Genomic DNA, 11,739 nt, shown 5'->3' on the forward strand with positions numbered 1-11,739 from the left:
AACAGCACTTGTATAGTACGGCGCAAAAAAGGAGTCTCTTACCAATCAATTTTTAATCGCACCATTAGCTAAGAAAGGAGTATGCAAAATGAAAAAAGTAACCATTTTTATGATCCTGGCGCTTTTCTCTGTAGTTCTTTTCTCTGCGCACGAAGCAGTTTCGGCGCCGGTAATCGAATTGAAATGGAGCAATTACTTTCCTGTCCCCGCAATGCAATCAAAGATCTGCGAGGAATTTATAAAGGAGATTGAGGCGAAAACTCAAGGCAAGGTGAAATTCTCCTATTTCCCGGCCGGAACGCTGCTGACCGCGCCCAAGATTTACGATGGCGTTGTCCAGGGAATCTCCGATATCGGCTTGTCCAATCTTTCCTATACCTATGGGCGCTTCAATGTGACAGAGCTGCTGGACCTGCCGCTCGGGTTCCCCAATGCGTGGATTGCCAACCATGTGGCGAACGATTTTATCGGAAAATTCAGGCCCAAGGAATGGGACAAGGTTCATGTCCTGGCGCTGCATTCATCCCCGGTCAATGTTATGATGACGGTGTCAAAGCCTGTAAACAAGATGGAAGATCTGAAAGGCATGACAATAAGGGGGCAGGGCTACATTGGCGAGGTGGCAGCAGCCTTGGGTGCTACGCCCAGGGCAATCGCCACGCCTGAGACCTATGATGCGCTGCTCAAAAACGTTATCGGCGGCGTTTATCTGCCCATGGAGACAATGAGGGCCTTCCGGCTGGCAGAGGTGACAAAACATGTAACGGAGTGCTGGCCCGTTGGTCAGGTCTATACATTTTATCTTATTATGAACAAGGATACCTGGAATGGACTGCCGGAAGATGTGAAAAAGGTCTTCAATGAATATCCTTTTGAGGAAAAATTTGCGAACACTTGGAATGCAATTGACATAGACGGAAAAAGCCTGGGGATGGGGAAAAAGCTCAATTTTATCCAGCTTTCGCCGGATGAGGCCAACAGATGGATAAAAGCCTCGGAAACAGTTGTAGAGAAATATGTAAAATCTTTGGTATCCAGGGGTTTTAAGGAAACGGAAGTGCGGGGATGGATAAAGTTTACAAAGGAGCGGATAACTTACTGGACAGCAAAACAGCGGGAGCTCAAGATCAAATCCTCGACAGGACCTGATGATATAAGGATCAAATAGTGAACAGATTTGAAGAATTCGTAAGGGATGTGAGCAGGTACTTTGAATTGGCAGGGGTTGTAGGTTTGCTTGCTATGTTCTTGGTGAATCTGATTGATGTTGTCGGGGCAAAGCTGTTCAAATGGCCCCTCCCCGGGGCCCTTGAGGTAATAAGTTTTTCACTGCTTGTTGCCATAGCCCCTGCCATTGCTCATGGTCTTTTTTTGGGAGTGCATTTGAGGATAGATTTTATTATTCAAAAGTTTCCGAAAACCCTGAGGGGCGTATTGGATACTTTGGTGTCCATCTTTTGCATGATTCTGTTCATTTTAATCTTCTGGAAGGCGTTGGAGTATGGATATTCCCTGCAAAAAGCAGGCGAGATTGGATCTTCATCAAAAATTCCCTTCTTTCCTTTTGCCTATATCCTGGCCATAAGCTGCGTCCCCGCTGTTCTCTACTTTGTTCTTGAAACAATAAAATCTGTAAAGGGGAGACCATGAGCGCAACTTCAATAGGAATAATCGGCATAGTTTTGATCCTTGCCCTTTTTGTTATCAGGATGCCCATTGCTTTTTCGCTGGCTTTTGTGGGCTTTTGGGGAATTTCCTATATTACATCCCTCAAAACAGGGCTGGCCATTCTCCCCCGCGATATTTTCGAGCAGTTAACGTCTTATTCAATAAGCGCTATTCCCATGTTTATTCTTATGGGATATTACGCCTTTTCTGCAGGGCTGGGCGCAAGGTTGTATGAGGCCGCTTATAAGGTTATGGGACACATCAGAGGCGGACTTGCCATAGCGACAATCTTCGCCTGCGCCGCCTTCGGCGCCATCTGCGGCTCCTCAACGGCGACCGCGGCCACAATGGGTAAACTTGCCATCCCCACCATGAAAAAATATGGCTATAACGATGCCTTGTCCACCGGCTGCGTCGCCTGTGGAGGGACGCTGGGGGTGCTTATCCCTCCCAGCGTCATCTTTCTTATCTATGGCTTTATGACAGAGCAGTCAATCGGGAAACTCTTTATCGCCGGAATTCTTCCTGGAATTATCCTGGCCATTTTTATGAGCGTTGCCGCGTATCTCGTGTGTCTTAAAAATCCAGCCTATGGGCCAAGGGGGCCGAAGGCTGATTTTAAAGACAAGGTAACGTCCATTATTAAGGTATTTGATGTCCTGGTGCTCTTTTTTGTAGTTATAGGCGGCCTGCTTTATGGTTTTTTCACGCCAACTCAGGCAGGGGGAGTAGGGGCTGCAGGCGCCCTCATTATCGGTCTTTTACGAAGAGAGCTGACATGGAAAAGCTTCATTGACAACACGTTGGAGTCGTTAAGGACATCCTGCATGATCATTACCATCATCGCCTGCGCGACAGTCTTTGGTAAATTCATGACCGTGGCACGGATTCCCTTTGCCCTTGCCAGTTGGGTTTCTTCCCTGGCTATCCCGCCCATTTTTACCATCTTCGTTATCCTGTTTATTTACATTGTCGGCGGCTGTTTTATCGATGCCATCCCGCTAATTATCCTTACCATTCCGATTCTTTATCCGATTGTCATCGCTCTCGGCTATGATCCCATCTGGTTTGGCGTCATTATTGTCCTGGTGACCTGCATAGGCGTCGTAACGCCGCCGGTGGGGGTAAACGTCTATGTGGTTAAGGGCATAGCCAAGGATGTGCCTTTAGAAACAATATTCCAAGGCATATGGCCTTTCCTCCTGGCCATGATTCTTACCGCCGTTGTCCTGATCGCGTTCCCATCATTAGCCCTTATCTTGCCTAATCTGGTACAGTAGCAGCGGACAGCATCTCCAATCTTGCGATGAAAGGGAAGGTTAATGAAAACCGCCGGACCGGAGTCGAGTCGGGGATGTTCCTGGACGCGCTGGTGATTTTAATGGAAAAAACCTGCAATCATACAAGCATGATGATATCTGTTTCAAGAAGGGGATGAAGATATGGAGCGGTTCATTTCATCTGACAGAGGTTCCGCTGATTTTGTCAAGAGGAAACTGCATGAATTAATCGTCTTGACGGAGATGAACAAAGAGATTCACTCCACCATGAACATTAACCAACTCTTCCAAATCCTTATCCAAAAAGTTGGCGTGGGCGTAAACTTCGAGCGGTGCCTGCTTTACCTGCTTCAGGAAGATTATTTGCGTTGCGTCGTCTGGATTGATCTGGTCAAACGGGAGAAGGCCTCGATCATAGAGAAACGGGTCGGATTCCGAATGGATGAAAACGCCGTCGAGGTGCAGGTCTTTAAAACGGGAAAACCAATCTATGTGGAAAATGCCTTCCTCGACAAACGGGTAAGCCAAAAAATCTTAAATGTTTCAGGCACAAAGGAGTATGGAGCTTTACCGCTCATTGGTCGCAAAAGCGTTCTGGGAGTCTTGACCGGAGACAAGTTCTACAGCAAAAGTCCCATTCTGCCCGAGGATATGGAGAGCCTGCAATTATTCGCGGGGCATATCAGCCTGGCGATCGAAAACGCGATGCTTTATGAGGAAAAGGAACGATTTAGCATGGTACTGGAAAAGACTGTCCAGGAGCGAACCGCTGAGCTTGTTCGTGCCAATCAGGACATTTCCATGAAAATGACTAAACTATCAAGCCTTTATCAGATGGCGAAACTCCTTGATGACGGCCTTGAGCAAAAGGCTGTTTTATATCAGATTTCGGCGCTGCTGGGGAGTTTGGGATTCGACACTTTTTCTGTAGGTTTATTGCAGGGGAATAACCCGAGAACCGTCTTTGTCAAAAACATAGAAGATAATGATCCCGAATGTTTGGATCTCCCCTTACCGGAAGAAGTTAATGAAGAATTCTGGAAATCCCCGCATGTTTTTCTTATCCATAATAAGCCCCCGGCCACATTGCCTTCAGCCTTTCTTAATTACTGCCGGACACGACAAATCCGCTCTTTCCTTGTGACTCCAATCATTTCTAAAGGAAAAAGAATCGGGGTATTGAAAATTTTTTCTCAAACCCGGGATGCGTTTCCTGATGAACAAAAGGATTTTTTCTACACCTTTGGTCAGCAGGCGGGCGTTGCGCTGGAAAATGCCATTATGTACCAGAAGGTTGTGGATGAAAAAAACCAAATAAAAACCATTTCCGAAAGGATTGAACAGGAAAATCTATATTTGAAAAAAAGGATCAAATCGGAGTTCGTGATCGGTAAAAGTCCGAAGATGATCGAAGTAATGGAGCTGGTGAGAAAAGTAGCGCCAAACCAGACCACTGTAATCATCTATGGCGAAACGGGGACGGGAAAAGAGCATATCGCCAATGCCGTCCATGAAATGAGCCCCCGCAGCGGCCGCTCTTTGGTTAAGGTAAATTGCGCGGCTATTCCCGAAGACTTAATTGAGAGCGAACTTTTCGGGCATGAGAGGGGAGCCTTTACCGGCGCCTATGAAAAGCGGATCGGGATGTTCGAGTTGGCCAATGGGGGCACTATATTCCTGGATGAGATCGGCGATCTTTCCATGAAAACGCAGACGAAACTCCTCAGGGTGCTCCAGGAGCAGGAAGTCCAGCGGATAGGTTCAAAAGTCCCCATCCATGTTGATGTGAGGGTTATTGCAGCGACGAATAAGGATCTGCAAAAAGCGATTGAAGAGCTGAACTTTCGTTCGGATCTTTATTATCGCCTGGCGGTTTTTCCCATTACCCTGGCGCCCTTGCGGGAAAGAAAGGAAGATATCGGAACCCTCCTGGATTTTTTCCTCAATAAATATGCCTATATTAGAAAACGAAAAATGAAGCTTTCTCCCCAAGTGATAGAAGTCCTGTTGGGGTATTCCTGGCCCGGCAATGTTCGCGAACTGGAAAATGTAGTAGAAAGGTTGGTCGTCGTTTCCAGGAATGATACAATAACAGTGGATGACCTGCCCAGGGAACTATGGGCCACCTCAAACATTGCCCATACACAGGCGAAACACTTAAACGAGGCAATCCAGGCGTTCAAAAAAAATATTGTTATTCAGACCCTGACTGCGGCGGGCGGGAAAAAATCGAGAGCGGCAGATATTTTAGGCTTGCCGAGATCTAATTTTTCCAGGCTGCTTAAGTCTTTGAATCTTTAATCAAAAGTGAATTGTCTGGCGCCTATCAGGGGCTGCCTGCACAGGCAATAAGAGCGGTTAAGGAAGGAGAATATGAATACTTTAGAATTGTTCAGACTTGACGGTCGAGTGGCTCTGGTTACAGGCGGCGCCCAAGGGCTCGGGAAGGACATAGCGCTGACTCTCGCGCAGAGCGGCGCATCCTTGATTGTTGCTGACCTGACAATGGCGGAGGAAACGGTAAAACAGGCCGAGGCGATCGGGGCTCGCTGTATTGCGATAAAAGCGGATATTTCCAAGGAGAGCGATGTTGAGAAGATGACGCGGCAGGCAATAGGCGAATACGGAAAGGTCGATGTGCTTGTAAACAATGCGGGGATTTCCCAGCTTAACTACGTACCGACAGAGAATGCCGCACTTGATGAATGGGATAAAGTCATTGCCGTCAATCTGCGCGGGACGTATTTGTGCTGCAAGCACATCGGGAAAGAAATGATCAAGAGCGGCGGCGGCAACATAGTGAACATATCAACCACCGCCGGCATAACGGGCGTAGCGCGGGCGCCTGCCTATTGCGCCTCCAAAGCAGGGGTGCTTCTCCTGACGAAGAGTCTCGCGCTTGAGTGGGCTCGCTACAATATCCGTGTCAACGCTATTGCCCTGCACTATATAGAAACCGCATTATCCGAGGGGTTGAGAGCGTCAGAAAAGGTTTATAAAGGCCTGATAAAACAGATCCCTCTCAGACGTTTTGGCAAGACTTCCGAGATCGTGGGAGTAGCTCTGTTACTGGCTTCGGAGGCCTCGAGTTATATGACGGGCAGCGTTGTCGCTGTCGATGGCGGATATCTGGCTCAATAGTTATTTACTTTATTTTCCATGGTAAGGGCGACAAGAACATAAGGGAAGCAGAAAATGGAGGAAAAAAAGCATGATGCCGCCAATCGCGGCAGCTACCCGGAGGTAACGGGGATTAACCGGGACGAGCATATCGGCATGGTCAGGGAAATCTTTGCGACCATCCCCGGAAGATACGATTTTTTAAACCACCTGCTGAGCCTCCGCCGGGATGTTGCCTGGCGCCGTTTCACAATCAAAAAGATGCGTTTTTTCCATACATATAAGCTACTTGACGTGGCTACCGGAACAGCCGATATGGCAATTGAGGCCGCCCGGATTCATCCGGAAATAACGGTGAAGGGGATAGATTTTGTAGCCGAAATGCTGTTTCCCGGTAAAAGGAAAATAGCCGCGCGGGGGCTTGCGGAGCGGGTTGAGCTGCTTCAGGCAGACGCGACGGTCTTGCCGTTTGACGATGAAAATTTTGACGCGACATCTGTCGCCTTCGGCATCCGCAACATCCCGGAAAGGATAGTCGCTCTGAGGGAGATGCGGCGCGTTCTTGTCCCCGGCGGCAGGGCCTACATCCTGGAATTGAACGCCCCCCAGAACCGGCTCTGGCGAAAAGCATTCGCCCCGTACCTGCTGCGCGTGCTGCCGCGCGTCGCCCGCCTCTTCACGCGCAATCCGGCTGCATATCTCTACCTCGCTGATTCGATAATCCATTTTCCACCGCCGGGGGAGTTTCTTGCGATGATGAAAGAGGCCGGCTTTGTCGAGCTGGAGCACTTTCCGCTGACGCTGGGCATCACTTCCCTTTATGTCGGCAGAAAGCTGTAAAATCCGGTTGCCAGTTGTCGGTTGCCGGTTGCCAGTTACCGGTTGCCGGTTGTCGGTTGTCGGTTGCCGGTTGTCGGTTGCCAGTTACCGGTTGCCAGTTGCCGGTTGCCAGTTGCCAATTGCCAGTTGCCGGTTGCCGGTAACCGTAAACCGTGAACCGTGAACCGGTAACCGTGAACCGTGAACCGGTAACCGTGAACCGTGAACCGGTAACCGTGAACCGTAAACCGGTAACCGGCACCAAAAAGATGCAGGAGGCGATATGACGCGAGATGAAGCGGAAGAACTGTTGAAGACCCATGTGAAAAGCGAACGGATGCTGGCCCACAGCCTCGCCTCGGAGGCGGTTTTACGGGCCCTGGCAAGGCGTCTGGGGAGGGACGAAGAGGCGTGGGGACGGGCGGGCCTCCTCCATGATATCGATATCGAAGATGTCGGGGGGGATCTCAACCGTCATGGTCTCGAGGCTGCGCCAATCCTGAGCAAAGCCGGCGTGGCGGACGAGATTGTCGAGGCGATAAAGATGCACAACGAAACCGCCGCCGGGGAGTTGCGGCATACGGAGCTGCAGCATGCCCTTGCCGCCGGAGAGACGATTACCGGGCTCATCACGGCAGTTACCCTGGTCTATCCGGACAAAAAGATCGCCGGGGTCAAGGTGAAATCGGTGACGAAGCGGATGAAGGAGAAGGCCTTTGCCGCCTCGGTAAACCGGGAGATAATCAGGGAATGCGAAAAAATTGGTCTGAGCCTTGACGAATTCGCCGGCCTGGCCGTTGCCGCGATGCAGGAAATCGCCGACCGCATCGGCCTCTGAATGCCTCAGCCCCGCCGGCTAACCGGATCTCCCCGGCGCTTGGGAAATTCCTCAGCCCCTGATCCGGCGTTTAAGCTCCGCAATGAGTGAGTTGCATATCTGACTGGCATCGGCGACGATCGCCACATCGGCCATTCTCATAATCGGCGCGTTGGGATTTTTATTTACCGCGATGATAAATTTGGCGTTGTTTATGGAAGCTGTATGCTGCATAGCCCCACTAATGCCAAACGAAAACAGTATGTTAGGACGAATCTGCTTGCCCGCCTGCCCGACCATGGCCTCCCGCCCGACCCAGTTTAAATATACCACAGGACGCGTCGCGCCTACTTCGCCGCCCAGCAGTTCGGCGAGCTCGTAGAGCCTGGCAAACTTCTTCTTATTGCCCATGCCGCGTCCCCCGCAAACAACAATCTTCGCGTGCTCTAAATTATCCTCCTTTACCGGACGCCGTTCCACGCTGATAATGCGGATGCGGTCGGATGGCATATTTTCCGGCATCGGCACATTGACAATCTCGGCAGCGCGGGCGGCATCATGGGGAAGTTCCTGGAAGATTCCCGGATGGACGGTTGCCATTTGTGGCCGCCGCTCCGGAATAATGATCTCCGCGATCAGCTTGCCGCCAAAGGAAGGGGCGCGCTGAACCAGCAGACCCGCCTCATCGATGTCGAGGCCGATACAGTCTGCCGTCAGCCCTGTTCCGAGTCGCTTTGCCACATGCGGCGCAAATTCCCGGCCGAAAGCGGTGGCACCGATCAGTATTATCTCCGGCTTTTCCCGTCTGGCCAGTCTCTCCATCAAAAAGGAATAGGTTTCCATGCTGTATTCGGCAAGCCGGGGATTGTCGGTCAGGTATATTCTGTCGGCACCGTGGGAGATATATTCGTTGACGTATTCATCAATCCCGCTGCCGAAGACAATAACACTCACCTCGGCATCGATCTGTACCGCCAGTTCCCGCGCCCGGGAGATTAACTGGATAGTTACGCGATTTTGAAAGTAGTTCCGGTAGTCTCCAAAAATCCAGATGCCTCGTTTTTTTTCGGTCATTTTCAACTCTTATCCGTTTTCAAGTCCTTGCCGATCACGCCGCCGATGCGGTCGTCGAACAGCATGAAAAGCTGATCCAGAATCTTTTTAGTCGTTCCGGTAAGGACAACATTTTCCTTGCCTGCCATCGGCGAATAGACGTTGCGCATTTTGGTGGCAGAACCCTTCGCGCCGATCCAATCCTGATTCAGCCCCAGGGAAGCCGCATCCAGCATGACTATGTCGGATTCAGCAAAGGCCGCCTGAAATCCTCGCATCGATACATAGCGGGGAACGGTTCCACCTGTGTTGATCGTAGCAAGTCCGGGAAGTTCCATCTCCATTGTCTCAATAAAATCGTCCTCGGTGCGGCGCACCCGCGCCTTGTTGCCGGTAATTTCCAGATCATTCACATAGGCAACGCCGGGAATATCGAGCTCCTCGGCAAGCTGAGGGCCAACCTGGGCCGTTGCGCTGTCATTGGTCGAAGCGCCGCACAAAATCAGATCAAATTCGGGGATGTTTTTTTGGATTGCCTTTGCAAGGGTCAATGAGGTCGTATAGGTATCAGAACCTGCCATTTTTCGGTCGGAAATCAGGAACCCCTTGTCCGCGCCCAAGGCGATTGCCTCGCGGAGAACCTCCTCGGCAGAAGGCGGCCCCATAGTAACAGCGGTGATTCTGGCGCCGATTTTATCCCTGATTTTGAGCGCCGCCTCCAGCGCAAACCGGCAGGCCGGGTTCATCATCCCTTCCGCCAATTCGCGCTTAAGACGCCCGGTATCGGGATCCCAAGGAAGTTCCGATACTTGCGGAACCTGTTTGATGCAAACTACCAGCTTCAGCATATCCTAAACCCTTTTGGCAAGCACCTCGCGGGAGATAACAATCCGCTGCACCTCGCTTGTCCCCTCGTAAAGTTCCGTAACCTTCGCGTCGCGGAAGTAGCGTTCCACGGCATATTCCTTGCTGTATCCGTACCCGCCATGAATTTGCACGGCTTTGTTCGCGACGCGCATGGCCATTTCACTGCAGAAAAGTTTTGCCATCGCCGCCGCCTCCCGTAAGGGGCTGCCGGAATCCTGCGCCGCGCAGGCACGGTAAAGGAGAAGTCGCCCCGCATCGATATCCGTTGCCATATCGGCGAGATAATTCTGGATTGTCTGAAAAGAGGAGATAGGTTTCTTAAACTGCTGTCGCTCCTTGGAGTAGAGAACCGAATCATCAAACGCAGCCTGCGCAATTCCCATCGCCTGAGCGGCAATGCCGATGCGGCCGACATTGAGAGATTCCATGCCGATCCGGACCCCTTCGCCTGGCTGGCCGAGCACATTTTTCGCCGGGACACGACAATTTTCCAGATAGATAGAGGAAACCGGGTTTGCCCTCATCCCGCAGAGGTCCTCTATCTCGCCGACGATGAAACCGGGGGTTTCCCTGTCAACTATGAACATCGTGGCACCCCGCCGGGGGTTCTGATAATCGGTGGTGGCAAAGACAAGAGTGGTGCCGCAGATGCCCCCATTGGTCACGAAAATCTTTGTGCCGTTCAGTACATAATCATTGCCCTCGGGTGTTGCACTTGTCTCCACGCCGCCCACGTCGGAACCGATACCGGCTTCCGTCATGCAGTATGCGCCTATCTTCTCACCGCGCACCATTTCCGGCAGGAACCGCTTTTTCTGTTCATCTGTTCCCCAGCGGTTTATCGGATGCAGGCAGATACTGTTGTGAATTGCCAGACAAAGACCAACCGCCGCGCTTACACGAGAAATTTCTTCAATGACGATCGCATAGCTGATCGAGTCCATATCAGCGCCGCCGAAAGTCTTGGGCGCCTGCATGCCGAAGAGGTCAAGGGGCCGCATCTTCTCAATGACTTCCCAGGGAAATCTTGCATCGCGATCGATATCGCGGGCGATAGGGCCGATCTCCGCCTCGGCAAACATACGCAACGCCTTACGGAGCGCCTTGTGTTTCATGGAAGGGTTAAAAAACAACGATCAATACTCCAATCATTTTTTTCTTGGGGCTATGCCGGATGGGGGAACTGTATCGGAAAGTTATATAAATAGCAAGTATCTTATTAAAAAATGTCTTATTAAAAAACAAAAACCTTTCAAAATTTCTTTCCTGCGGCGCTCACGACTGTAAATCTTTTTCGCCGGGCGCCGCCTCGCCGGAAATACCCGATGCCTGCCCCTCGCGCAGGTAATATTTGCCGCCCTCGATCATGCGCACAACATCCTGCCGGACCAGTGCCGACAATGCTTTGGGACGGTAATCACGGAGGCCGACGTGAAAAAGCTCCACCTTGCTGTAGGGAAGCTCCCGCGCCGAAGCCGGATCGAAGGCCTGTTTCTTTCTCAAATCAGCGACGATGGCGTCAGCCGCCCTTTTCATCTTCCAGCCGGTAACTCTTAAGATAAGAATCAGCGCGGCGATCAATAAGAGGAACATGAAGATTGTTTTGACTGTCTCCGCCATATCGGTGCCCCGTCGCAAAAACCAATTTTAATGACTCTCGCATATCTACAACCCCTGACATAAATCACCCGGGTCTTGCTCGCCGCCCCTGCTCGCTTACTTCCGCAGCTACTCGGCCTTCTTTTTCTTTTTTGATTTCGCCTCGGTCGGGGTTTCCGGGGCTTCCTTCTTTGCCCGAGGCATGTTCTTCTTCGGGTTTGCCAAGCGTTCGACCTTGATAGCGTCAAGCTCCCCCGTCCGCTTGGCGACCTTTTCAATCGCCCGCAAACGCGCCGCCGTTTCCTTAAGCTTGGACTTCAGTTCCTTGACAATCACATCTCTGGCGATCGCTTTTTCGTCCATGCCCTTTTCGGCAAGCATTGCCAGGCGCTTCTGCAGCTTTGAATTAAATAACGCCTGCTGTTGCAGTCTTGTTTCCTTGCTTTGGGAATTCATCGTTATCTCCTTTAAAATATTGTATATTTATGCTGACATTTTTTATTGCTTCTGCAATGT

General features: G+C 50.9%; 12 protein-coding genes. 7 read left to right on the top strand and 5 right to left on the bottom strand.

From position 1 onward, the window contains the following. Positions 1-88 precede the first annotated feature (88 nt). From M0P74_06115 to M0P74_06145, 7 genes are all read left to right on the top strand, one after another. Positions 89-1,168 (top strand): TRAP transporter substrate-binding protein, encoded by a 1,080-nt coding sequence (locus tag M0P74_06115; GenBank protein ID MCK9363158.1) that lies wholly within the window; start codon positions 89-91, stop codon positions 1,166-1,168. After that, positions 1,168-1,650, top strand: a complete 483-nt coding sequence (locus M0P74_06120) for a TRAP transporter small permease (GenBank protein ID MCK9363159.1) — start codon at positions 1,168-1,170, stop codon at positions 1,648-1,650. Before M0P74_06115 ends, M0P74_06120 begins: the two co-directional genes overlap by 1 nt. Then, entirely contained in the window at positions 1,647-2,948 is a 1,302-nt protein-coding gene (locus tag M0P74_06125) for a TRAP transporter large permease (protein MCK9363160.1), read from the top strand. Before M0P74_06120 ends, M0P74_06125 begins: the two co-directional genes overlap by 4 nt. Positions 2,949-3,110: 162 nt before the next feature. Continuing rightward, entirely contained in the window at positions 3,111-5,249 is a 2,139-nt protein-coding gene (locus tag M0P74_06130) for a sigma 54-interacting transcriptional regulator (protein MCK9363161.1), read from the top strand. Between the two features lie 72 nt (positions 5,250-5,321). Further along, on the top strand, positions 5,322-6,089 hold the full coding sequence (locus tag M0P74_06135; protein ID MCK9363162.1) for a glucose 1-dehydrogenase: 768 nt from the start codon (positions 5,322-5,324) through the stop codon (positions 6,087-6,089). A gap of 54 nt (positions 6,090-6,143) precedes the next feature. Beyond that, entirely contained in the window at positions 6,144-6,908 is a 765-nt protein-coding gene (locus M0P74_06140; GenBank protein ID MCK9363163.1) for a ubiquinone/menaquinone biosynthesis methyltransferase, read from the top strand. Positions 6,909-7,170: 262 nt separating this feature from the next. Further along, the gene (locus M0P74_06145; protein ID MCK9363164.1) at positions 7,171-7,725 is read left to right on the top strand and encodes an HDIG domain-containing protein; all 555 of its coding nucleotides are present in this window, start codon (positions 7,171-7,173) and stop codon (positions 7,723-7,725) included. A gap of 51 nt (positions 7,726-7,776) precedes the next feature. On the opposite strand, the gene M0P74_06150 is transcribed toward M0P74_06145, so the two are convergent. The 5 genes from M0P74_06150 to M0P74_06170 form a co-directional block, all read right to left on the bottom strand. Then, positions 7,777-8,778: an electron transfer flavoprotein subunit alpha/FixB family protein gene (locus tag M0P74_06150; protein MCK9363165.1), complete on the bottom strand. Its 1,002-nt coding sequence runs from the start codon at positions 8,776-8,778 to the stop codon at positions 7,777-7,779. A 2-nt stretch (positions 8,779-8,780) separates the two neighbouring features. After that, positions 8,781-9,605 carry an electron transfer flavoprotein subunit beta/FixA family protein gene (locus tag M0P74_06155; GenBank protein MCK9363166.1) on the bottom strand — a complete coding sequence of 275 codons (825 nt, stop codon included), beginning with the start codon at positions 9,603-9,605 and terminating at the stop codon, positions 8,781-8,783. A 3-nt stretch (positions 9,606-9,608) separates the two neighbouring features. After that, positions 9,609-10,757 (bottom strand): acyl-CoA dehydrogenase family protein, encoded by a 1,149-nt coding sequence (locus M0P74_06160; protein ID MCK9363167.1) that lies wholly within the window; start codon positions 10,755-10,757, stop codon positions 9,609-9,611. A gap of 142 nt (positions 10,758-10,899) precedes the next feature. Further along, positions 10,900-11,244, bottom strand: a complete 345-nt coding sequence (locus M0P74_06165; protein MCK9363168.1) for a hypothetical protein — start codon at positions 11,242-11,244, stop codon at positions 10,900-10,902. Positions 11,245-11,352: 108 nt separating this feature from the next. Continuing rightward, the gene (locus tag M0P74_06170) at positions 11,353-11,679 is read right to left on the bottom strand and encodes a hypothetical protein (protein MCK9363169.1); all 327 of its coding nucleotides are present in this window, start codon (positions 11,677-11,679) and stop codon (positions 11,353-11,355) included. Between the last annotated feature and the right edge of the window lie 60 nt (positions 11,680-11,739).

This window comes from Syntrophales bacterium, assembly GCA_023229765.1.
Classification (GTDB): Bacteria; Desulfobacterota; Syntrophia; order Syntrophales; family UBA5619; genus DYTH01.

Bases quoted from the DNA above. Each gene is read 5' to 3' on its own strand.
- M0P74_06115 (MCK9363158.1), top strand. From the start codon at position 89: ATGAAAAAAGTAACCATTTTTATGATCCTGGCGCTTTTCTCTGTAGTT.
- M0P74_06125 (MCK9363160.1), top strand. From the start codon at position 1,647: ATGAGCGCAACTTCAATAGGAATAATCGGCATAGTTTTGATCCTTGCC.
- M0P74_06130 (MCK9363161.1), top strand. From the start codon at position 3,111: ATGGAGCGGTTCATTTCATCTGACAGAGGTTCCGCTGATTTTGTCAAG.
- M0P74_06135 (MCK9363162.1), top strand. From the start codon at position 5,322: ATGAATACTTTAGAATTGTTCAGACTTGACGGTCGAGTGGCTCTGGTT.
- M0P74_06140 (MCK9363163.1), top strand. From the start codon at position 6,144: ATGGAGGAAAAAAAGCATGATGCCGCCAATCGCGGCAGCTACCCGGAG.
- M0P74_06145 (MCK9363164.1), top strand. From the start codon at position 7,171: ATGACGCGAGATGAAGCGGAAGAACTGTTGAAGACCCATGTGAAAAGC.
- M0P74_06150 (MCK9363165.1), bottom strand. From the start codon at position 8,778: ATGACCGAAAAAAAACGAGGCATCTGGATTTTTGGAGACTACCGGAAC.
- M0P74_06155 (MCK9363166.1), bottom strand. From the start codon at position 9,605: ATGCTGAAGCTGGTAGTTTGCATCAAACAGGTTCCGCAAGTATCGGAA.
- M0P74_06165 (MCK9363168.1), bottom strand. From the start codon at position 11,244: ATGGCGGAGACAGTCAAAACAATCTTCATGTTCCTCTTATTGATCGCC.
- M0P74_06170 (MCK9363169.1), bottom strand. From the start codon at position 11,679: ATGAATTCCCAAAGCAAGGAAACAAGACTGCAACAGCAGGCGTTATTT.